Source organism: Yimella lutea (assembly GCF_006715095.1).
Taxonomy (GTDB): domain Bacteria; phylum Actinomycetota; class Actinomycetes; order Actinomycetales; family Dermatophilaceae; genus Yimella; species Yimella lutea.
The window spans coordinates 1,987,182-2,008,252 of sequence record NZ_VFMO01000001.1 but is presented as its reverse complement, the minus strand read 5'-3'; the positions used below and the strand labels follow the sequence as shown (position 1 = coordinate 2,008,252).

Annotated in this window: 21 protein-coding genes and 2 pseudogenes; 20 read left to right on the top strand and 3 right to left on the bottom strand. The window is 65.0% G+C overall.

Features of this window, described 5'->3' with window-relative positions; translation table 11 throughout:
* Positions 1 to 120: 120 nt before the first annotated feature.
* Together FB459_RS09620 and FB459_RS09615 are read right to left on the bottom strand one after the other, a co-directional pair.
* Positions 121 to 474 carry a hypothetical protein gene (locus FB459_RS09620; RefSeq protein WP_141928315.1) on the bottom strand — a complete coding sequence of 118 codons (354 nt, stop codon included), beginning with the start codon at positions 472 to 474 and terminating at the stop codon, positions 121 to 123.
* Positions 475 to 556: 82 nt separating this feature from the next.
* Positions 557 to 2,104, bottom strand: coding sequence for a RecB family exonuclease (locus FB459_RS09615; protein ID WP_141928314.1), 1,548 nt, complete (start codon positions 2,102 to 2,104; stop codon positions 557 to 559).
* 123 nt (positions 2,105 to 2,227) lie between these two features.
* Between FB459_RS09615 and FB459_RS09610 the strand changes: the two genes are divergently transcribed.
* Together FB459_RS09610 and FB459_RS09605 are read left to right on the top strand one after the other, a co-directional pair.
* Positions 2,228 to 2,815: a hypothetical protein gene (locus FB459_RS09610; protein ID WP_141928313.1), complete on the top strand. Its 588-nt coding sequence runs from the start codon at positions 2,228 to 2,230 to the stop codon at positions 2,813 to 2,815.
* Positions 2,816 to 2,897: 82 nt separating this feature from the next.
* Entirely contained in the window at positions 2,898 to 3,581 is a 684-nt protein-coding gene (locus tag FB459_RS09605; protein ID WP_141928312.1) for a DUF7455 domain-containing protein, read from the top strand.
* 20 nt (positions 3,582 to 3,601) lie between these two features.
* Here the strand turns inward: FB459_RS09605 and FB459_RS09600 are convergent, their stop codons facing one another.
* Positions 3,602 to 3,796: a hypothetical protein gene (locus FB459_RS09600; protein ID WP_141928311.1), complete on the bottom strand. Its 195-nt coding sequence runs from the start codon at positions 3,794 to 3,796 to the stop codon at positions 3,602 to 3,604.
* A 53-nt stretch (positions 3,797 to 3,849) separates the two neighbouring features.
* Here FB459_RS09600 and FB459_RS09595 point away from each other — a divergent pair, with 53 nt between their 5' ends.
* The 18 genes and pseudogenes from FB459_RS09595 (at position 3,850) to asnB (ending at position 21,003) form a co-directional block, all read left to right on the top strand.
* A complete protein-coding gene (locus FB459_RS09595; protein WP_141928310.1) occupies positions 3,850 to 5,130 on the top strand; it encodes a WGR domain-containing protein in 1,281 nt (426 codons plus the stop codon).
* Positions 5,131 to 5,259: 129 nt separating this feature from the next.
* Entirely contained in the window at positions 5,260 to 5,766 is a 507-nt protein-coding gene (locus tag FB459_RS09590; RefSeq protein WP_170221835.1) for a macro domain-containing protein, read from the top strand.
* 203 nt (positions 5,767 to 5,969) lie between these two features.
* Positions 5,970 to 6,353 carry a hypothetical protein gene (locus FB459_RS09585; RefSeq protein WP_141928308.1) on the top strand — a complete coding sequence of 128 codons (384 nt, stop codon included), beginning with the start codon at positions 5,970 to 5,972 and terminating at the stop codon, positions 6,351 to 6,353.
* Positions 6,354 to 6,532: 179 nt separating this feature from the next.
* Positions 6,533 to 8,587 (top strand): NAD-dependent DNA ligase LigA, encoded by a 2,055-nt coding sequence (gene ligA, locus FB459_RS09580; protein WP_141928307.1) that lies wholly within the window; start codon positions 6,533 to 6,535, stop codon positions 8,585 to 8,587.
* Positions 8,588 to 8,634: 47 nt separating this feature from the next.
* Positions 8,635 to 8,877, top strand: coding sequence for a hypothetical protein (locus tag FB459_RS09575; RefSeq protein WP_141928306.1), 243 nt, complete (start codon positions 8,635 to 8,637; stop codon positions 8,875 to 8,877).
* 9 nt (positions 8,878 to 8,886) lie between these two features.
* Positions 8,887 to 9,057, top strand: a complete 171-nt coding sequence (locus FB459_RS17275) for a hypothetical protein (RefSeq protein ID WP_170221833.1) — start codon at positions 8,887 to 8,889, stop codon at positions 9,055 to 9,057.
* A gap of 29 nt (positions 9,058 to 9,086) precedes the next feature.
* Positions 9,087 to 9,530: pseudogene (locus FB459_RS17820) on the top strand (ATP-binding protein); the annotation flags it as partial.
* Positions 9,531 to 10,022: 492 nt separating this feature from the next.
* Positions 10,023 to 10,130 (top strand): annotated as a pseudogene (locus tag FB459_RS17815) (fructose-bisphosphatase class II); the annotation flags it as partial.
* Positions 10,131 to 10,266: 136 nt separating this feature from the next.
* Positions 10,267 to 11,151: a hypothetical protein gene (locus tag FB459_RS09565; protein ID WP_141928304.1), complete on the top strand. Its 885-nt coding sequence runs from the start codon at positions 10,267 to 10,269 to the stop codon at positions 11,149 to 11,151.
* Positions 11,152 to 11,194: 43 nt separating this feature from the next.
* Positions 11,195 to 12,127 carry a hypothetical protein gene (locus tag FB459_RS09560; RefSeq protein WP_141928303.1) on the top strand — a complete coding sequence of 311 codons (933 nt, stop codon included), beginning with the start codon at positions 11,195 to 11,197 and terminating at the stop codon, positions 12,125 to 12,127.
* A gap of 102 nt (positions 12,128 to 12,229) precedes the next feature.
* Entirely contained in the window at positions 12,230 to 12,907 is a 678-nt protein-coding gene (locus tag FB459_RS17810) for an aggregation-promoting factor C-terminal-like domain-containing protein (protein WP_240795855.1), read from the top strand.
* Positions 12,908 to 13,473: 566 nt separating this feature from the next.
* Complete coding sequence (locus FB459_RS09550; RefSeq protein ID WP_141928302.1) at positions 13,474 to 13,956, top strand: transposase; 483 nt, start codon at positions 13,474 to 13,476, stop codon at positions 13,954 to 13,956.
* Positions 13,957 to 14,083: 127 nt separating this feature from the next.
* Positions 14,084 to 14,464, top strand: coding sequence for an integrase core domain-containing protein (locus FB459_RS09545; RefSeq protein ID WP_141928301.1), 381 nt, complete (start codon positions 14,084 to 14,086; stop codon positions 14,462 to 14,464).
* Between the two features lie 332 nt (positions 14,465 to 14,796).
* On the top strand, positions 14,797 to 15,888 hold the full coding sequence (locus tag FB459_RS09540; protein WP_211345167.1) for a beta/alpha barrel domain-containing protein: 1,092 nt from the start codon (positions 14,797 to 14,799) through the stop codon (positions 15,886 to 15,888).
* Positions 15,885 to 16,754 (top strand): fumarylacetoacetate hydrolase family protein, encoded by an 870-nt coding sequence (locus tag FB459_RS09535; protein WP_141928300.1) that lies wholly within the window; start codon positions 15,885 to 15,887, stop codon positions 16,752 to 16,754. The genes FB459_RS09540 and FB459_RS09535 overlap by 4 nt, the downstream gene beginning before the upstream one ends.
* Positions 16,747 to 17,511 carry an SDR family oxidoreductase gene (locus FB459_RS09530; RefSeq protein ID WP_170221829.1) on the top strand — a complete coding sequence of 255 codons (765 nt, stop codon included), beginning with the start codon at positions 16,747 to 16,749 and terminating at the stop codon, positions 17,509 to 17,511. The genes FB459_RS09535 and FB459_RS09530 overlap by 8 nt, the downstream gene beginning before the upstream one ends.
* 40 nt (positions 17,512 to 17,551) lie before the next feature.
* Complete coding sequence (locus FB459_RS09525; protein WP_211345166.1) at positions 17,552 to 19,252, top strand: non-ribosomal peptide synthetase; 1,701 nt, start codon at positions 17,552 to 17,554, stop codon at positions 19,250 to 19,252.
* A 50-nt stretch (positions 19,253 to 19,302) separates the two neighbouring features.
* Entirely contained in the window at positions 19,303 to 21,003 is a 1,701-nt protein-coding gene (asnB, locus tag FB459_RS09520) for an asparagine synthase (glutamine-hydrolyzing) (protein WP_246092403.1), read from the top strand.
* Positions 21,004 to 21,071 lie beyond the last annotated feature (68 nt).

Below are 21,071 nucleotides of genomic sequence, written 5' to 3'. Positions count from 1 at the left end.
GCGGCACCTCAGAGCGCTCGAACGCCCCACCAGGGTCCACTGAGACCTTGGCGGGGCGTTCCGTCTTCCTGGGTCGAGTACTCGGCGCGTAACAGCCGGTTGCGGACTGTGCCGACGATCTCAGAACCGGTAGTCGGTCCGGGTCACCGGGATGCCGTCGATGACCGGGGCGGCGAACAGCGGTCGCGCACTGCGATCGACACGGAACGTCCCGTCGCCACGCCGGCGGACCACGTGTTGCTGCGCGTCCGGGTTGGGGACCATCTCCTCCCAGACCAGCGGGTAGGGGTTGCCCTCAAGGTTGTCGGACTGCACGATCTTCCCGGTCTTGGTCCGCCGAATGGTCAGCGTCTGCGCGGTCGTGGCAAGCACCTCCCAGCCGACACTGTCGGTGACGAGCATTTCCACCAGCATGTCGCCAGCGGAGAAGGTCTCCGCTGGGTGCTGGGGTTGGGTCTTCGTCTGAGTACTCATGCTCGAACGGTGCGACAGCCTCCGGCCGGGCATGACGAACGCCGCCCCGATGTGCGAAGCGGCGTTCGGTCAGTGGTTGGTCTCAGGCGGCCTGGGCATCCGGCGCCGCGATGGCTGCCACCAGGTCGGCGTACGGCTGCGAGACCTGACCGGCCTCCCAGACGTCCGTGGCGATCCGGAACAGGGTGATGATGCGCTGAATGCAGTAGCTCATCCAGCCCTCCCACTTGGTCGACTCGGGCGAGTCCAGCGGCGGCGGGGCTACCTCCAGGGTGGCGTAGAGCGCTGCACGCAGACGGGTGTTGGAGCCGTCCTGCAACGACACCTTGACGCCGAGCTGCTGCTGAGCAGCGGCGACGATGTTCGACAGACACAGCGCCAGCGACTTCACCTGCGCCTCGCCGGACATCCGCTTGCCGCCGTTCTTGGCGTGGGCGAACAGGATCTTGAACGCCTCGCAGGTGTAGGTCATCGACGCGGCGGCGGCGTAGGCGTTCGGGTTGAGCGCGGAGCCGGTCACCGGGTTGGTCTGGTTGGCCGGGAGGATTTCCTCCCAGGTCTTTCCTTCGGAGATCATGTGCGGGCCTTTCGGGTCATCGGACGGCGAGGCGGTCGGGTCGGTGGTGCCGTCTGTCGGTTGCGTAGGTACGGTGCGACGCTCCTCGCGGATTGGAGGGGCGGACGGGGCGCGCAGTAGTCGTGGGATGCCCAGTTCGGGACCGAGATGGGCTGCCGGGGTCTTGGCTCGGACGACTCGTGACCGGTTGCCCTCCGGGCAGACCAGAGCCAGCGGGCACCAGCCGCACAGGCCGGATGCCTTCATCGAGAACGTCCCCCGCTCGGCGTTGCTGTTCATCGCGGCGAACGCGTTACGCAGCACCGTCGCGGTTTCGCGCAGCGCATTCGGGGAGACATCGACTTCCTTGGACGCCCCGAAGGCGGTGTAGAGCAGGGTGGCTCGGGTCGGTAGTTCGCCGGTTTTGGCGGCTAGTGCCATGACGTAGGTGCGCTGCTGATCGGACTCCGCGTCGCGTTCGTCGCGGTAGGGCTTGCGCACCTTCCCGGTTTTGTAGTCCTGAACCCAGAGTGACCCATTCGGTTGTCGCGCAACGAGATCGGCGTACCCGTTGATCGGTACGCCAGCCACACTGACGTGGTCGAAGTGGATCTCGGTGCCGTACACGTCGATGGATGGCAGATCCATGATCGCGGGGATTCCGGCGAGCTTGCCGGCCACCTCACCGCGCCAGCGGGTGCGCTCCATGATGTCGTCCGGAACCGCCAGTTCCGGGTGGGTCTGGTCGACCCGTGACAGCTCGAACTCGATCGCTTCTGGTGTCCGCTGGTGCGACGGGCGCTGCATGACCTCTTCCATTACCGCGTGTGCGGCAGAGCCGAGTTCAGCGGCCCCGAACGGGTCATCGGTGCGCGGCATCGACCTCTCCACCGCCCACCGGGCATGACAACCGCCCTCCATCGCCGCAGCGGTGGAGGGTGAGAGCCGGCGTGGCTTCAGCAGCGACTTGGCAGCCGGATGCTCCCGGTCGGTGACGACGAGCGTGGCGGTTCCGCCTTCGTCGACGAACGCCAGCCAGGCGCCGAGATCGAGTGCGTCGTTGGGGTCGGGCATACCAGGGACGGTGCGACGCCCGACACGAAAGCAATCAGGCTCCGTTCGTCACCGGCGTCGCACCGTGCAGGGGCAATCGCACACCGATCACCCACGATCTGATCCCCCGGAGGGAAGCCCCACATGTCCAACGAGAACTACTCGCCCATTCAGGTACAGCAGGCGCTGATGACCGCTTACGGCATGGTCCCGTTCCCCACCCCGGAGGACTTCGAGGCGCTGCGCAACGGTCGCGGCGAGCTGCCGAAGTTCGGCCCCGAGCAGTGGCACGAGGCACTGGTGGCCGACAAGGCCAAGCAGCTGCTGATGTCCACCGGCGAGGGCGGACGCCTGTTCGCCGAAGTCGCACCGGTTGCCAAGGCCGAAAAGGTGTTCCGCTCGATCATCGCTGGCATCGAGACCGAGGCGAGCTCGGGACGCGCCGTGCTGATTCTGCACAGCCGTATCGACCCGAACGCGCAGAACGAGGACAAGCGCAATGGCTACGAGAAGATCCGTACCGAGTTCCTGAACGACCCGCACGGACGTCTGCTCGCCCGCCAGGCCAAGGACTTGATCGGTCACAACGTGATCGTGTTCGCCGAGATGCAGCCGATGCAGGGCCGTACCGGTCAGAACGTGCGCGTTCTGAAGGGGATCAAGGCGCTCGGGAAGGCGTCCGAGGCCGACATCCACACGCTGCGCACCGGTCAGCAGGTCGCTGCAGCCTGACCTGCGAACCACCACCAAGGGCACCCGATCGTCGGGTGCCCTTGGTGCAACCGGTGCGTGAAGCGCGTCGCACCGTACCGACATGTCCAGTGACAACCTCACCACCTGCGATGAGTGCGGAGTCCGCGCCAGGACCGACGTCACCAACAGCTCCGGCACCGTGCTGTCGTTCTGCGGGCACCACTACCGCGCCCGCTGCGCCGCGCTCGTCGAGGCCGGCTGGTGGCCTGCGGTGCTTGCGCACCGAGACGTCGATCAGGACAGCAGTGCACCCACCGGTACCGACGATGCTGAGCCGCTGTACGGCATCGACGACACTCAGCCGATCCCGGTCGGTACGCCGTCCGAACCGAAGCACGGACAGCGGACCCGCACCGTGTTCCCCATCGGTGAAGGGCTCGAGCAGGTGCAGTACACCGACGAGCAGGGGCGGCTCAGCAACTGCGCGGACGGCACCGCCGCCGTCACCATCCGCAGCATCGCCACCCCCGGCCAGTCCCCCGTCGTCTACGAGTTGCGCCGCTTCCGCGCCGGTGTCTGGACCGACGAAGCCGGGCAGCCCGCACTCATCCGCTTCGACACCCTGCAGCGTCCCCGTGTCGTCGTGCACGCCCTGGCCGGTCAGGTCACCGACATCATCGACGCCACCACCGGCGCGGTGGCCGCGTACGCCGTCGTGCACCTCGACGAGCGAGGCGAAGCGACCCTCATCGAGTCCTGGGCAGCCGGACACCACCTACAGAACATGCCGATCCAGTCCACCTGAAGGATGACCGGCGGCCCGGATCAGCCTTCGTGCTCGATCCAGGCGAGGACTGCCGCCTCGTCGGCGAAGATCGGATGCACGTCGAAGCCGACAGAGAACTGTGGCGTGCCGGACGGTGAGTACAACCAGGCGCCGCTGGTGCGCGTGCAGTCGTGCAGCAGCGGACGTCCGAAGGTCGGACAGCTGTGGTTGTTCTGGGTGCTTCGGGAAGTCATAGCGGTACGGTGTGACAACCTTCGCCGGGCGTGCCGCGTCGCACCGTACGGTCATGACTACAACCCTCGAACGCACGATGCTCGTCCTGACCGACGGGTCCGCGAACAGCAACAAGTTCTACGAAGTGACCGCGCACACCGACGGCCGTGTCATCGCCCGTTGGGGGCGCGTCGGCCAGTCGGGAAACATCACCGACCTGACCGGCAAGAAGTCCTTTGACCGTGCGGTTCACGACAAGACACGTAAGGGTTATCGTCCGGTTGCGCTGGCCGACGGCGCGTCCGGGGCGGCTCAAGCCAGCGCCGACGTGCTGCGCACGGTGGGGCGTGACAAGCTCGCCGGCGGCAACTCGGCGATCGCTGCGATGGTCGACCGGTTGGTCGCCGTGAACGCGCACACGATCTCCTCGGCGTCCGGCGGCAAGATCACCGTCACCTCGACCGGTGTGCAGACCGCGCTCGGCCCGGTGTCCTCCTCCTCCATCAGTCAGGCCCGCAACCTTCTCGACCGGATGCACGTCATGACGTCCGGCACTGACCGGGTTCGCCTGGTCAACGACTACCTCATGCTCATCCCGCAGACGGTGCCTTCACGCGGTGCCTGGGCGGACCACTTCGTCACCGGTGACGCGCAGGTGCGTCAGCAGCGGGACCTGCTCGATCAGCTCGAGGCTGCTGTCGCGTTCACCGCGGCGCCGGACAGCGGGGACGACGACTTCTTCCGCTACACCCTCGTCCCGGCGACCGCCGCCGAACTGAAGACCCTGCGCGCCCGGTACGTGGGCACGAAGAACGCCAAGCACCGCGGAGTCTCCTCGGCGACGATGTCCGGTGCCTACCGGCTGATTGACAACCGCCGCAGCGATGAGATCGAGCAGACCATCGCCAGCGTCGGCAATGTGCGGTCGATGTGGCACGGTTCGCGCGCGGGCAACGTGCTGTCCATCCTGTCCTCGGGGTTGGTAGTGCCGCCGGCGACCGCCAAGCACGTCACAGCCCGCATGTTCGGCGACGGTGTGTACCTGTCCGAGCAGTCGTCCAAGTCGCTGCAGTACAGCCGTGGCGGGGTGTGGTCTGCTGGCACGGACCCGGAGTTCTTCATGTTCGCCGCTGACGTGGCGATGGGCTGGGAGTACCGACCGAACATGCACGGTCAGAGCCATGCTGCCTACGACCGGGCCCGCTCCGGCTCTCTGGTCGACAACCACCACGAAGGCCGCCGCTTCGACTCGATCAACGTCAAGGGGGGAACGTGCGGCGTGCTCAACCACGAGGCGATCATCTGGCGTCCCGACCAGGTCAAGTTGACGTTCCTGTGTCAGTTCGGCGGATAGCCGGCGAGGCCCGTCGCACCGTGAGGTTATGAACACGTCCACATGCTGCGCCCCCGTCCGCGTCCAGGTGCCTCCTTCGTCGTCGATGAAGGCACTCACCCGCTGCCAGAGCGCACCTGGTGGTGCAGCATGACGATCAAGCACAGCCACACCGACCTGTTCGACGTTCCCGCAGTGCTCGGGCACCAGCGTCACCTCGCGCACGGGGTCAACACGCATGGCGTGATGGGCGCCGGTGTCGCCAAGCAGTTCGCCCGGCGCTACCCCCAGCTCCTGCCGGCGTACCGCGCGTACATCAACCACTGCACCCGGTACGACATCCAGCTGCCCGGCGACTGGTTCCGCTTCGAGGCTGGCACCGATGTCATCCACAACCTGTTCAGCCAGGACGCTCCCGGACCAACCGCGCAACTCGAGTGGTTGGAACTGTCGCTGTCGCACGCGATGAACAGCTGTGAGCCCGACGTCACGATTCACCTGCCGTGGATCGGTGCCGGCATCGGTGGACTGACCCGGCAGGAGGTGGCGCGCACCTTCTTAAGCGTCGCGAGCGACTACCCCGACGTGCATCTGCATGTTCACACTCACCCGGCTGAGGAGATCGACGAGCACGCTGTCAAGATCCTGTTCGGCTGAGCCAGACCACGGCGTCGAGGGCGTCGACGTTGCTTGGTGTCATGCCAGGACCGGACCGGACGGCATCAGTCCGCTGGACAGTGACCGCGGCGGGCGGCTGAATCGTCTGCGTGAGTTGTCGCCTTACCCCGCCAGTGGTCGGGTCACCCGAACGAGGTCACCGTCGACTGAGCAGCGGCCGTCACCCGTCGCACCGTGTGGGTATGACGACGAATCTCGCCCCCGTGTTCTCCTCCGACGACCAGGGCCACCTTCGCCCCAGCACTGCCGACGCTGTCGAGCAGCAGCTCCAGACGCTCGCCCTGGCTCGCGTCGCAGAGGATCACCTGTGGGACTGCGTACTTGCTGCCACGCCGCAGACCCGCACCGCCGCCACCACGGCGCACCTGATCGCCAAAGCGATCGTGTCCGAGGTCGACCCGTTCCGCTTCGAGGCACCAGTCGCTATCCCGTCCGGTGCTGCTCCGTACCTGCCGGAGACGCTCGAGTGGCTGAACACCGAGTACCAGGGCACGCTTGCGTCTCGGGACATGCTGCTTACCAGTGGGCTCGACGTCATCCGTCAGCGCATCAGGTCGATGCTCTAGACGAACCAATCGAGGAGCTCAACGACAAAGCAGAAGAAGCCCCCGACGGATCGAGAGCCTGACCCGCTGGATCCCCGTGGCGATGCAACCACCCGTCCTGGCGCGATGAACGCACTGGTGGTGGGCACCGTCGCGCTGGCCCGAGGCGCATCGGACGAGCGACGTCGCACCGTAGAGGTATGAACATCACCTCTCGAACCGAGTTCGACGCCACCATCACCCAGATCGTCGAGGCCTCCACCGCGTACTACACCGACGGCACCTCGAACCTGTCCGACGCACAGTTCGACAGCCTCTACGACGCCGCCAGTGCATACGCCGAACAGCAGGGAATCGACGCCCCCGAGCTCGCGAAGGTCGCCTCCGGTTCCGTCTCCGGCGACGTGGCGCATAGTGTGCCGATGTTGTCGCTGGAGAAGGTTACTGAGGACACCGCGGCGCTGACGACCTGGATGACCAAGTCCGGCATCGAGCAGTTCTCCGTAGAGCCGAAGCTCGACGGCCTCGCGGTCGTCATTCGCTACCGCAACGGCAAGCCGGTGCAGATGGTCACCCGTGGCGACGGTTCGCACGGCGAGGACGTGACGTACGCACTCGAGTCGATCGACAACATCCCCGCATTCGTGGGCGGTCCGTCGCACCACAAGGGCGGCATCTCGACCCGTGACATTCGTGGTTTCGACCTTGAGGTGCGCGGGGAGGCCGTGTTCACCCACGACCAGTTCGAGGGTGCGAACGTGCTGCGCGAACAGCACGGCGATCCGGTCTTCGCGAACGCACGCAACGGAGTGGCCGGAACGCTACGCGGAGCAAAATCTCGCGACTACCTCATCCCGTTCAGCTTCTACGCCTACGACCAGATTGGTCTGGATACCGCGCCACACACCGACTCGATGGACGACCTCGAAGCGTTTGGGTTCGCTACTGCTGCGGGCTTGCTGGGTAGGCGCGGCCCGCACGACATGGGACAGGTCGTCACCGAAGTCCAGGCATGGGCTGGCGCCGAGCCGAACGTCGACACCGACGGCATAGTGGTCAAAGCGGACCGAACCTCGGACCGCGTCCGGCTCGGGATCGGGTCACGCACCCCGCGCTGGGCGATCGCCTACAAGTACGCCACGCAGCAGGTCACCAGCACGCTGCTGGAGGTTGAATGGACGATCGGTCGCACAGGCAGGCTCACTCCGCGTGCCCGCATCGAGCCGGTCGAGCTCACCGGCAGCACCGTCACCTACGCCTCGCTGCACAACCCCGACGACATCAGCCGCAAGGGCTTCATGCTCGGCGACACGGTCATCGTGAAGAAGGCCGGCGAGATCATCCCCCGCCTGGAAGCTCCGGTCGTCGCCCACCGTGACGGCAGCCAAACCCCGATCGACGTGCCGGCCGTCTGCCCGAACTGCGGCAGTAACTTTGACACCACTCAGGCCGTGTGGCGCTGCGTCAGGGGACGCGGGTGCGCCGCCGTCGAGTCGGTTGCCTACGCGGTGAGCCGGGACGCTCTTGACATCGACGGCCTGTCCACCTCGCTCGTGAAGCGGATGATCGACCAGGGCGTCGTCACCGACCTGGCCGACCTGTTCACCCTGACGGCCGCGCAGGTCGCTGCGGTCTCCTCAGACAAGGTCTACGGCGACACCGCGCAGAACCGGAAGGCAGATCGTGTCGGTCAGTCCGTCCCTGTCGGTTCGACGGTCGCCGGAAACATCGTCACGCAGATTGAGAAGGCCAAGACCGCTGGACTTGCCCGCGTCATTACGTCCCTCGGCGTTCGCGGCACGGGACGAAGCATGTCCCGACGTCTCGCCAAGCATTTCGGCTCGATGGACGCTCTGCGGGCCGCGTCCGTGGAGGAACTGGCAACGGTGGAGAAGATCGGCACCATCAAGGCCGCGATGATTGTCGATGAGCTGGCCGAGCTGGCGAGTGTCATTGACCGAATGTCCGCCGCCGGGGTCGTGATGCAGGACGCGCCCGCATCGAGGGCCACCACGGACGCCTGCTCTCAGCCGCTGGCCGGGATGTCGGTCTGCGTCACCGGGTCGATGGTGCTCCGCACTCGATCGGAGATGAACGAGACAGTGGAGTCGCTGGGCGGCAGAGCGGCATCCTCGGTGTCCAAATCGACCTCCCTCCTGGTCGCTGGTCCGGGTGCCGGCAGCAAACTCGACAAGGCCGCGACACTCGGCGTGCGGGTAATGACCGAGGACGAGTTCATCGCGGAGTACCTCTGACGTGACACATTCCCTTCAAACGCCAAGCCCGTCGCACCGTCACCGTTATGAGCAAGCAGCCGTCCTGGGAGGCGATCGCGCACCGGCTCGCGAGCCGGGTGTTCGTCGACCAGTGTCCGCACACCTTCGGGCTCGATCCGGACTGTCCGTTCTGTGAGGACTTCCGGGTGCTGAAGATGTACCGCGAGAAGTGCAGGGCCACCGGGCGCCCATATGTCGGCCAGGAGGTCGACGAGGCGATCGCGGCGGCGGCGGTCGTGCCTGTTCACGAGCTTCCGTACACGGACTAACCTGCTGCGATGGGCATGGAGGGTCGCCGCAAGGAACTGCTGCGGCAGCGCGCTGAACTACGCCGGGAGCTTCGCCTCGAGCAGCGTCCCGGTGTCTCACGAGCGGCCAGCCATCAGGTGATCGTTGCGCTGCGCGAGCGGCTCGTCGAGATCGAGTCGGAGCTGCGCATCACCAACTGACCGACCGAGCGGCGTCGCACCGTTCCGGTATGCAGATCAACCCGACATCGAATGCCACTGTTACCGGAAACATCGACCGCGCCGCCGCGTCCGCGATGGGCTTCCAGGTCGAAACGACCGAGGACATGGCCGTCCTCATGGACATCCTGAGCAGCCTCTACAGCGACCCGCGCACCGCGATTCTGCGCGAGTACGCCGTCAACGGGCGAGACGCGCACCTGGTCGCCGGCGTCACCGAGCCCGTGCAGATCACGTTGCCGTCCGAGTTCGACTCGACGCTGCGGATCAGGGACTTCGGCACCGGCCTGACCGCTGCCGAGATGGACGACATCTACGGCGTCTACCTCAAGTCCACCAAGCGCGGAACGACCCAAACAGGCGGCTTCGGAATCGGTGCCAAGTCAGCCTTCGCGGAGTCGCGGCAGTTCATCGTCACCTCGATCAAGGACGGCATCAAGAACGTCGTCCTGTTCGCCTTGGACGACAACAACATCGGCACCAAGAACGTCATCGTCGCGGGTGTCGCTACCGACGAGCCGAGCGGTGTGCAGGTCGAAATCCCGTTCCGTGAGCACACGGGTTTCGCCCAGACGGCGCGGCGGGTGTTCGAGGTCTGGCCGAGTGGCACCGCACTGATCGACGGCACACTGAACGTGTCCATCCTCGACCGCTGCACCGCCATCGACGACAGCGCGTTCGTGCTGCCCGATGAGTGGGAGCGCCGCAGAGATGTGTCAGTCATCATGGGTGGCGTCGCGTACCCGCTTCCCGCCGGGTCAGCCAAGCGTGTCCGTCAGGCCATGAACGCGGACTCGTCGCGGTCGGCGGTCTACCTGGTAGCGCAGGTCAACGACCTGTCGCCCGCGCCCACCCGCGAGGCACTGAAGGACACCGACGGTAACCGCGCGTGGATCGAAGCGCAGATCGAGTCTCTGCCGGGCCGCGTCGCGGCGATGCACGCCCCCCCGCGCCACGAGGAGCTCGGTCGCCAGGTGCGCGACGCCGGCGCCCGCATCCGCTACATCAGCGACGGCGACGTCGCCGGCTCGATCATGGCCGCCCGCGAGGGCACCGCACGGCCGACACCTTGCCGTCGGCGGGGGCAGCGGTCGCAGCAGCCTACGAGAACAAGGTGTTCCGCATCGGCCCGTCGGTCATCTGGCGCGGGAAGACGTATCCACGGGGTTCACGGCACCGGCGAAGTCTGTGGTGCTGTGGCTCGACAAGAATCGCGACAAGCCCGTCTCCCTGTGTGACCCGCAGCGGCTGATCGTCCCGCGGATGGCGCGGGTGAAGTTTGGCGTGGTCGTCGCAGCTTCCATCTCCGGTGTTCGTGCTCATGCGACCCGCGTGATGCTCGACCAGGGATGGGAGATGCTGGTCACCGTTCCCGAGGAGTCCGGCCAGATCGGGTGGCTGCGCTGGGGTCACGACGGCGACGAGGTGGATGTCCTGACCGCTGCACAGTTCAAGGCGCTCGGTGAGAGCATCAAGGCTTCCACGCAGCAGAAGGTCACCGTTGGCGGCGCCGTCATCGAGCCGACGTATCGGGTGCGTGTGCCGCGCTCCGTCGTCGATCTGGAACTGACCGAGACCGCTCTCGTCGCGTTGTGCAAGGAGTACGGCGGTCATTTGCGCGTCATCAACCGGAACGACGGTGTGAACCAGCAAGCCGTGACCTCGACCTGCCCGGTACTCGTGCAGAAGGACGGTCGCGCCCCGGCGAAGAAGTGGGCCAAGGCTGGGCTGACGATCACCCGTGCGGACAACTACTGGTCGGAGATCCGGCAGGTCGTCGCTGGGCTCAACACGGTTGAACGGGATGCGTTGGCTCTCGTCAACCATCTCGCCCCTCTGACGGAGTACGCCGACCGCCTGTTCGACCCACGGCTGCGTGCGGCAGCGTCGGTGCCGGATCAGGATTGGCTCGCCGTCCTGGCGACGTTCAGCCCAAACAGCCGCGAGGACAGCATCGCCGAGGTGTATCCGGTGCTGCGGGCGCGGCATCTGGACGGCGATGACCTGCTCGATGTCCTCAACGGGGTCTACCTGTTGCGTCAGCACCAGGCGGCTCAGGCGGCTGTCGCGGCATGAGGACACGACGCCCAACCCGCGAGCTTCGTCGCACCGTACGGGTATGAAAACCACCATTCCGTACAACGTCATTTCCACCGGAAACGACTCGACGATCACGTTCTTCGACCCGGCAGGTTCGGGCTCCAAGACGCTCTCATCCGCTCACCCGAACTACGCCCGAGTCCGCGACTGTCTACTGTCCGGTGACGGTTCGAGTTACGCCGACCTGGCGGTGTTGGTGGACACCAAGACGCACATCGCACAGTCGCTGTCGAAGCTGTCCGACCACATCTCCTACGACGGCACGAACCTGTTGTGGGACGGCGACGTCATCAACAACGCTCTGGCCCGGCACATGCTGCGGCTGCTCAAGGACGACGATCAGCGGTACGTCGCGCTGGTGCATTTCATGGAGCGGCTCGCCAAGAACCCCTCACAGGTGTCCCGCGTTCACCTGTGGACGTGGTTGGAGTCCGAGGACTTCACCATCACCCCGGACGGCCTGATCCTGGGCTACAAGGGTGTCCAGAACGTCGAGGACAACCTTTCGATGCGTTCCGGTGTCGAGCCGGTCTACGTCAACGGCGTCGCCCACATCGGGCACATTCCGAACCCCGCTGGTGCGACCGTCGAGATTCCACGCTCGTACGTGCAGACCGACCGCAACGTTGCCTGCTCGGTCGGCTTGCACGTCGGCACCTGGGACTACGCCAACGGATTCGGCCGCAAACTGTTGCGCGTACTCGTCGACCCCGCCGACGTGGTGAGCGTCCCCAAGGACAGCGGCTGCGCCAAGATGCGCGTCTCGCGTTACGTCGTGCTCGACGCTTCGGAGAAGAAGGTTGTCACGCCCATCTTTGATTACGTCGGCCCGTTCGACGACGACGACGACGAGGACTACTGCAGCGACTGCGGCGCGGTTGTTGAGGAATGCGTCTGCGACTCGACGTGCTCGGAGTGCGGCGAGAATGTGGACGACTGCGAATGCCTGTGAGCGGACGACGCGCTCGTCGTGGGTTAAGCAGACGTTGACCGTTAAAGGTCGGCTGGCTGCCGAAGGCGCCTGACGACCGAAGCGCGTCGCACCGTCTACTTCATGCACACCACCCAGAAGACCAAGCTGCTGTCCACCCTCGCCCTCCTCGCGATCGCTGCGCCCGCTCAAGCGATGCAACCGATCGACAAGGGGCCCTCATCAACTCCGTTGCGGCCCGTCGAGATCAGCGTCTCCCGATCGAGCGCGCGACCTGTGATGCTTGCCCCGGCGGCGCAGGCACTCCCGCTCGTGCAGTCCACGCCGGTCGTCATCGTCCCGACGCCCACTACTGTCCCGGCTCGGCCCGCGCCCGCAGCGAAGACGCCGACCCAGAAGTCGAAGACCAGGGCTCCGTCCGCCGCGACGCCTGCGCAACCGACGAAGGACACCAGCGCCCCGAACCCGAAACCTGTTGAGAAGGCCGCTCCGGTCCCCGCGGGTTCCGCACGCTCGATCGCACAGTCCATGCTGTCCTCGTACGGCTGGGGTCAGGATCAGTTCGGCTGCCTGGACAGACTCTGGACCCGCGAATCCGGTTGGGCGCACACCGCGACGAACCCCTCCTCGGGCGCCTACGGCATCCCGCAGTCGCTGCCGGGATCCAAGATGGCCTCCGCCGGCGCCGACTGGCGCACCAATCCGGCCACCCAGATCACCTGGGGCCTGACCTACATCAAGGGACGCTACGGCTCCCCCTGTGGCGCGTGGGCTCACTCCGAAGCCGTCAACTGGTACTGAGTGAGCGAGCCCACTCAGCACCGAGTAAGCTCATGCGAATCTTCCCTCGTCGCGGACCCGAGGCTTCGCAGCAACAAGACCCCGGCGGCCCCTGTGCGTCAGGCTGAGGTGAGACACGACTTCTGAGTTCTTTCTCGCTGCATGGGGCCGAGAAGTGAGACACCTTGATGCAATGACGTTGGCCGACGCCTCTCGGATCGATGATGGGGCGTGACTCCTGGAGCTGATCGTCCGAAGCGGCGCACGTTCACCGCGGAATACAAGGCCCGGATCGTGGCCCAGTGAGCAGCTGCGGACCACGATCGGGGTGCGGTCCTGCGCAGGGAGGGCCGTGTACTCCTTCCACATCACCGGGTGGCGTAAGGCTGCCCGGGCCGGCGCGACCGCGGCGCTGGGGCCTAATACGAGGGTCGCCGCGACCGGGAGATCGAGCAGCTCAAGGCTCGGGCGGAGAAGGCCGAGGCCGAACTCGCGAGGACAAGAGCGGCGTTGGGCATCGTGGGAAGAGCACACGCGCTCGTGGAGACGCTCTCCGAGAGCACGGGCACGCCGAAGCCGCTAAAGCGGTGATCGTCCCTGCCGTCGACGACCTCGCCGAGCACACGAGCATCAAGAAGGCCTGCGGGCTGCTAGTCCGCTCGCCAGGCGGTCACTACTGCGCCAAGCAGCCGCGGATGCACGGACCGGCGCCGAGACGGCCCACGCCACCCAACGCGCTCACTGACGAGGAGCAGGCGCAGGTGCTGGCCGCGTTGACCAGCGAGAGGTTCGTGGACAAATCAGTCGCGCAAACCTGGGCCATCCTGCTCGACGAGGGCGCGTACCTGTGCTCGGTGTCGACCATGCACCGGATCCTTCGATGCGACGGTGCCACCGGCGAGCGGCACCGGCAGGCCACCCACCCTGCGCGCAAGAAGCCCAAACTGCTGGCCACCGGACCAGGACAGATCTGGAGCTGGGACATCACCAAACTCCGCGGACTAGGGCGCGAGTGCTGGTTCCAGCCCTACGTCGTGCTCGACATCCTCTCCCGCTACGTCGTCGCGTAAACCGTCCAGACCGGTGAGAACTCCGAGATCGCCAAGACGATGCTCGAGGAGGCGATGGGCATCTACGGCATCCCCGATGCGGCTCACGCTGACCGGGGCACCTCGATGACATCGAAACGGCGCCCAACTGCTGCACGACCCAAGGATCGACCGATCCCACTCCCGGCCGCGGGTGTCGAATGACAACCCAGTCAGCAAGTCGGCGTTCAAGACGCTGACGTACGCACCGGTGTTCCCCGAGAGCTCCTGGTCCCCGGCCGACGCGAGGGCGTTCTCTGAGGCGTTCTTCACCTATTACAACCACGAGCAGCGTCGCTCCAGGATCGGACTCCACACCCCGGCGCCGGTCCACCACGGCAACGCGACCGAGATCCGCGCCCAATGCCAGACAACGCTGAACACCGCTCACCCCGAACGGTTGGCAACCACAGACCTGTTGCCCCCAAGGATGCCCGAAGCGGCCTGGATCAACCGGCCATCACCGGAGGCCCTGATACAGACCACGTAACGAGACGTGTCTCACTGCTTGACATCTTCCGCGCTATGAACCGCTAAAACAAACCATCCGTGTGGTACTTTTGTGATCGCAGTCGCAGGTGGCCCCGCAATCGGCCCTCCCCGCAGAGAGTCGATGGGGCTCAACACAACCAGCAGCACGAACCCGACCCCTGGCCGGACCGGGCCGTCGATCAAGCACTCCTCGGAGGCTCCAAGGAACGAGAGACACCCGGTCGGGGCGAACATCAACCGCCTTGTCCGACGAGAACACACGCATCACGACCCCGCCAGTGCGGTCCAGAACTGCTGGGCCACTCCCTCAATAATCCACGATTCCATCGCTTGACGATCGAACGAAGGACTCAAGAAATGCTTCACAAAATCGAAGTCGAGACGGACTGGGACCAAGTTCAGATACTCGACTGCACGCTACGAGATGGTTCCTACGCTGTCGATTTCGAGTTCGAAGAAGCATTCGTTGCTGAACTCCTCGACGGACTAGCCACCAGCGCGATTCCCCTCGTCGAGATCGGCCACGGTCTCGGCTTGGAGGCCGAGCGGAAGGGCGCGAAGCCGGGCAATATTCACCACGCCCAGTGGGCGGAGCTTGCGCAGTCGCACCTCAACGGCAAACCGTGGGGGATGTTCGCACAGCCCGACTTCACCCGGATCGAAACGATCGCCAGCCTCTCATCAGAGGGGATGTCCTTCATCCGTGTCGGAATGGAGCCGGAAAAGGTCCCCGCCAATACCGACTACCTACTGGCAGCGCTCGACTCATGTCCGAACGTTTACCTGAACCTCATGAAGACCAGCTCCACCGCTCCGAAACAACTCCCCGGCCTGCTCGACACCGTTCCCGCGGAAGTGGCCGGCGTGTACGTCGTCGACTCCTACGGAGCGATGATCCCCGACGATGTGGACCGCTACGTATCCACTGTCAAGCAACTCTTCCCCGTCATCGGTTTCCATGGTCATGACAATCTGGGGCTGGCGAACATCAACAGCTTGAGCGCACTTCTCGCCGGAGCTACCATCGCCGACGGGTGTCTGAACGGAATCGGTCGGGGGTCAGGGAACGCGTCAACGGAATCCCTCGCAGCAATCATCAACCTTCTTGACAGCGACCACTTCCGGTACCAGGAACTGGCTCCCTTAGCCGAGCTCTGCCGCGAAGAGATGACGGTGATCGCGGAGAACCGCGAGATGCACGTCCTCGGTGCCGTCATCGGCATGCACTCCGGGTTCTTCCCACTCATCCAGGAAGCCTCCGCAAATGCCAACGTGCGCCCCGCCGACCTCATGCAGACAGCCGCAAATCTGGCGGAGCAAGCACCGGGGCCGCAGCACATCCGGGGCGCGGCTGAACAACTTTGCCGGTCAGTCTCGCTGCCCCAGACGTCCGGCGACACGCAGGCAGCTGTACCGCAATGAAGTTCACCCGCCTCCCCGGAAAGTCGAATCACCGCACCGACTACGCGGTCCTGTATGCGAACTCCTGGTATTCGGTTTCGTCGCTCACCGACCGAACCATTGACAACCCGGTCAAGCTGCTTGCGGCCATCACGACCGAGCCCGTCATCTCCGGAAGAGTAACTCGCCGCTTGGATGAGGTCACTGCCTTACGGGTCGACCTGGCGCACGCACCCACCTTGGCGGACCGAAGGCTGCCCATCTGGGGAGCAGGCCTGAACTACCGTGGCCACTCCAAAGACCTTGCCGCCGCCCAGCCTTCCGACGGACCGGGGTCATACCTTCGACCAGCAACATGCCTGATCGATAACGGCGAAACGATCATGTTGCCACCGCAGTCGAGTCGCGTCACGGCTGAGGCCGAACTGGGGCTCATCCTAGGCCAATCCTGCAAGAACGTGAAGCGCTCGGACTGGCGATCCGCTGTAGCGGCGGTAACCGTCGTTCTGGATCTCACCGCCGAGGACGCCATCCGCAAGAATCCTCGCCACATCCCATGGGCGAAGGGTTTCGACTCGTTCTGCAGTATCGGGCCTGTCCTCGTTGCGCTCGCTGATCTCAGCGATGACCAGCTCATGTCCCTCACGGTGAGCACCCGCCTCAACGGGGAGACCGTGGCGTCGGCACCAGTGGCTGACATGAAGTACGACTGTGGATTCCTCGTGGAGTACTTCACCGCTGGTCGGACGCTACCCGCCGGAACAGTGATCTGTACCGGCACACCGGGAGCAGCTCCTCTCGCCGACGGCGACGTGGTCACGGCGACAGTCGATGGCGTAGGCGAACTCAGCCATCCCATCACGGCCGGAGCGATCGACCGTGGGTGACCTGGCAGGTACCGACTCACTCGTGCTCGGCGGCTCTCGCGGGATCGGCAAAGCGGTCGCCGACTGTTTGGCCCGAGACGGCAGTCGGGTGACGATCGTGGCCCGCACAGTGGCGAGTGCGCGAGAAGCAGCCGCTCGCTTACCGGGAACGGGGCACACCGGACTCGGCATCGACCTGCGCGAGCCAGCGCAGATCGCCGCCGCCCTCGAACCACTGGGTGCGTTCGACATCGTCATCCTCAACTCACCCGGTGCCGCCCCCAACCGGGTTGAGGATACGACCCCTGAAGGTTTGCAGGCCGCATTCACCCTCATGGTGCTGTCGCTCCAACGCGTCGTCGCCTGCACGATGCCCCAAATGAAGGCAGCGGGCACCGGGCGATACATCGCAATCACCTCAAGCTCCTTGTCGTCACCGATCGATGACTTGGCGGACTCCTCCGTGGCCAGGGCAGCCTTCGCGTCCTACCTCGCCCTACTTGCCCGCCATCTCGGGAGTCACGGCATCACCGTGAATCACGTCATGCCGGGAAAGGTCGACACCGAGCGAGTGCGCGCCATCGACGCGAGTACAGCAGCCACGCAGCGCCGCGACCCCTTGGCAGTCCGCAAGGACGTCGAGAGCGGAATCCCGCTCGGCCGATACGCGCAACCTCGCGAAATCGCGGAGCTCGTCAGCTTCCTGGCCGGACCCCGGGCCTCATACATCACCGGCTCGGGCCTGCGGTGCGATGGCGGACTCGTGAAATCACTCTGACACCAAACCATCCAAGATTCGTCGATTGGAGCTTGTCGCCGTGCCACCCCAACGCCTGTCGCTAGCCGAACACATCCGGGATACCGCGAACCGCACCCCCAATGCGGTAGCAATCGAACACGCCGAACGTCGCATCACCTACGTCGAACTCGAGGCAGCGATCGAGCACCTCACTGAGACCCTTCGAACGACCTGTCCTGCGGGCCGCTTCGTCGGCATCCTCGGCCAACGCGGACCGGCAGCGGTCATCGCTATCGTTGCCTCGCTCCGTGCCCGGCGCCCCTTTGTCATTCTGGACGATCGCGATAGCACGGCCACGAACCGCCAGAAAGTGGGTCTGCTAGGCGTTGCCCTCATCACCGGACCCGAACCGTCAGGTTGGCGACCCATCGTCGGGCCAGTTCCCGAGAAGTGGGAAGCACACCCAGGCGGCAACACCCGGTTCGACACCACCGGCGTTGCCTACGCGATCTACACCTCCGGGTCGACAGGGCAACCCAAGTGTGTTCTCGTCCGATCGACACCGCTCGCCACGATCATCCACGACCACGTCGATCGCCTCGAAGTCAACGGAGCGAGCCGCACGCTGCAGTTCGCGCGCCTCACGTTCGACGGGTGTCTCACTGAGATCCTGTGGACTCTCAGCGCCGGTGCCTGCCTTGTCATCGTCGCCGAAGACGAACTCGCCCCCGGTGACCCGCTGCAACGGACTCTCGAGCGTCACCGCATCACGCACCTGAAGACCACCCCCTTCGCGCTGACGGTGACAGATCCCACCCCGGAGATGTCACTAGAGCGGGTCATCAACGGCGGGGGGGCGTGCCGGCCCAACACGATCGCTCGCTGGTCGTCCATCGCGCGATTCCACAACGCCTACGGGCTCACCGAAACCACCATTTGCAATCTCCTCACAAGACCCTTGGACGGTCGCAAAGAGTGGCAGTCCATACCACTTGGGGATGTTGTCGGCGACTGCGACGTGCTCGTCGCAAGTCCGCATTCGGACCATTCACGGCCGGTGGAAGGTGTGCCGGGTGAACTCGTCATCACCGGTGACAGCGTCGCCCTCGGCTACCTCACCGCCTCCGGAGTCGAGACGTTCGATGAAGAGTTCCGCACCGGTGACATGGTCGAACTGACCGACAACGGTCTGTGCTTTGTCCAACGGTCGGACCGCCAAGTCAAGGTTCGCGGCTACCGGATCGATCCCGGCGAGATCGAACATGCGGTGTGCCGATTCGAATCGGTCCGGGACGCAGCCGTTGTCACCGAAGGCCTGGACGCTCGAGAACGCACCGACGACGCCCTCGTTTGCTACTACGCGGGAGATGCCGACCCAACGCATCTACGTGCCCATCTGGACCGCACTCTTGATCCTTACAAGGTGCCGTCCGTGCTGGAACGCGTCGACCAACTTCCGCACACGAGCAACGGGAAGGTGGACATCGCAGCGTTAGCTGCCGGTAGACGCGAACGGCTCGATTCGACCGGCACGTCATCCACACCGATGGACACCCTCCTGCAGTATGTAGCAGCCATCACCGGTGCCCCGGCCGTCCGGCCGACGGACAACTTCTTCGACCTTGGCGGAGATTCCGCGAGCTCCCTGGCGCTGGTCAACAAACTGCGCAGTCTTGGCTGGCACGACGCCGGGGTCCGCGATGTGCTGCGTGCCCAGGATGTCGCCGCGCTCGGTGACGCCCTCATGCAAAGGAACGGAGTCCAGACGTGTGCGGACTAAGCGGCACCTTCTCCACCGGAGGAACTCCAGATCGGTCAATCGTTTCCGCAATGCACAATGCGCTCCTGCACCGGGGACCCGACGAAACCTACTCGTTCAGTACCCCGCAGATCTCGATCAAACTGGCCCGTCTAGCAATGAACGGGCTGACCGATGGGTGGCAACCAGCAGAAGACCGGAGCGGCCGGTACGTCGCGCTCACCAACGGTGAGATCTACAACGCGGCAGACCTCTGGGACCAGGCCCTTACCGCTCAACAGGACCACAACAGGGTTGACGTCGCCGTCATTCCTGAGTTGTTTGCTCAGTACGGCCCACTGGGATTCGAACGAATTGACGGCCAGTTCGCAACGGTCATCTTCGACCGGGTGACTGGGACGCTGCACCTTGCCCGGGACCGGTTCGGCATCTGCCCACTCCACTACGTCCTTAATGGAGGGCACCTTCACTTCTGTTCCGAACTGCGTCCCTTGGTCAAGCACGCACCGAACAGTCGTCGCGTCGACCTCACAGCCGTCGACCAGTACCTGTCCCTCGGCAACATCGTTGCGCCGCGCACAATCGTGGAGGGAGTGTGTGCCGTTCCCCCGGGCTGTGTCGTTACTGCCACTCACTCGGGTTCCAGAACGACCCGGTACTGGCGCTACGGCGACTTCCGACAGGAAGGGCGCCCTCTTGGAGGGGTTCGGGAAGCGGTTCAGGCGGCCGTCGATTCGCGACTGAACGCCGAGGTTGAGATCGGCGCCTACCTCAGCGGAGGGCTGGATTCGACGATCCTGGCTGCCGAGGCAGCCCGGTTGATCGACAGGCCCCTGCAAACGTTCTCCGTCGCGTTCGGCGAGGACCAACTCCTGAACGAGCAGAGGTACCAGCGAGAGGTCCAGGCCGCTCTGGGAACAGAGCACCACGAAGTGCAGTGCACACCGACGGACATCGCACAACAGTTCGAGGACATGGTGCGTCATTGTTGTTACCCGCAACGCGAAACGTACAACGTGGCATCGCGGATGCTCTCGGAGATGACGAACAGACACCGCGTCAAGGGTGTGATCTCCGGGGAGGGCGCCGACGAACTGTTCTTCGGGTATGACTCCTACGTCTTCGACGGAGTGCTCGGCACAACTCCTGAAGACAGCCGAAACGAAAAGGCATGGGGACGGGCGGACTTCGCCTGGGAGGCCAACTGGGAGGTGCGGGAGAAGCTACTGCAGACCTGCTTGGTCCCGGACGCCATGGAATCGCTGCGGGGCCGCGAGTTCCACTGCGATCGGCTCATCCCATTCAGTGACCACGAGCTGACTTCCCTGACGCGGCTGCAGATGCGATCGATCTGCGACGTGTACATCCAGCTGTGCGGGCACCTGCTGGGCGACCACGGTGATTCCATGCTCATGTCGAGCTCGGTGGAGGGCCGGTACCCGTTTCTCGCGAATGCCGTCGTCGAATACGCGCTCCGCACGCCGGACACAGCGAAAGTGTCCGATTTCGAGGGCAAGCAGTGCTTGCGAACGGCTTACCGATCGCTCATCCCCCAAGCCGTCCTGAATCGCCCAAAGCAGGGTTTCACCGCGTACTCATTCGACGACTTGGATCCGGGAACAACCCAACGGTGGCGGGCGCTCGTGGCCGACTGTGGACTTTTCAACTCGGACGTTTTTGATGCGCTGCTTGCATCCACAAACCCCAAATGGGACGTGACAGTCAGCCTTACGAGCATCAGCATGCTCATCGACGAACTGGGGTTGACATGAGCGGCCGGCCATGGAGCGACGTCATCAACGGCGGACGGTGGGCAAGTGGTCTCCCCCTCTGGGTGGAG

Excerpts from the sequence above, each read along its gene's own strand:
- FB459_RS09620 (WP_141928315.1), bottom strand. The coding sequence starts at position 474 with ATGAGTACTCAGACGAAGACCCAACCCCAGCACCCAGCGGAGACCTTC.
- FB459_RS09615 (WP_141928314.1), bottom strand. The coding sequence starts at position 2,104 with ATGCCCGACCCCAACGACGCACTCGATCTCGGCGCCTGGCTGGCGTTC.
- FB459_RS09610 (WP_141928313.1), top strand. The coding sequence starts at position 2,228 with ATGTCCAACGAGAACTACTCGCCCATTCAGGTACAGCAGGCGCTGATG.
- FB459_RS09605 (WP_141928312.1), top strand. The coding sequence starts at position 2,898 with ATGTCCAGTGACAACCTCACCACCTGCGATGAGTGCGGAGTCCGCGCC.
- FB459_RS09600 (WP_141928311.1), bottom strand. The coding sequence starts at position 3,796 with ATGACTTCCCGAAGCACCCAGAACAACCACAGCTGTCCGACCTTCGGA.
- FB459_RS09595 (WP_141928310.1), top strand. The coding sequence starts at position 3,850 with ATGACTACAACCCTCGAACGCACGATGCTCGTCCTGACCGACGGGTCC.
- FB459_RS09590 (WP_170221835.1), top strand. The coding sequence starts at position 5,260 with ATGACGATCAAGCACAGCCACACCGACCTGTTCGACGTTCCCGCAGTG.
- FB459_RS09585 (WP_141928308.1), top strand. The coding sequence starts at position 5,970 with ATGACGACGAATCTCGCCCCCGTGTTCTCCTCCGACGACCAGGGCCAC.
- ligA (WP_141928307.1), top strand. The coding sequence starts at position 6,533 with ATGAACATCACCTCTCGAACCGAGTTCGACGCCACCATCACCCAGATC.
- FB459_RS09575 (WP_141928306.1), top strand. The coding sequence starts at position 8,635 with ATGAGCAAGCAGCCGTCCTGGGAGGCGATCGCGCACCGGCTCGCGAGC.
- FB459_RS17275 (WP_170221833.1), top strand. The coding sequence starts at position 8,887 with ATGGGCATGGAGGGTCGCCGCAAGGAACTGCTGCGGCAGCGCGCTGAA.
- FB459_RS09560 (WP_141928303.1), top strand. The coding sequence starts at position 11,195 with ATGAAAACCACCATTCCGTACAACGTCATTTCCACCGGAAACGACTCG.
- FB459_RS17810 (WP_240795855.1), top strand. The coding sequence starts at position 12,230 with ATGCACACCACCCAGAAGACCAAGCTGCTGTCCACCCTCGCCCTCCTC.
- FB459_RS09535 (WP_141928300.1), top strand. The coding sequence starts at position 15,885 with ATGAAGTTCACCCGCCTCCCCGGAAAGTCGAATCACCGCACCGACTAC.
- asnB (WP_246092403.1), top strand. The coding sequence starts at position 19,303 with ATGCACAATGCGCTCCTGCACCGGGGACCCGACGAAACCTACTCGTTC.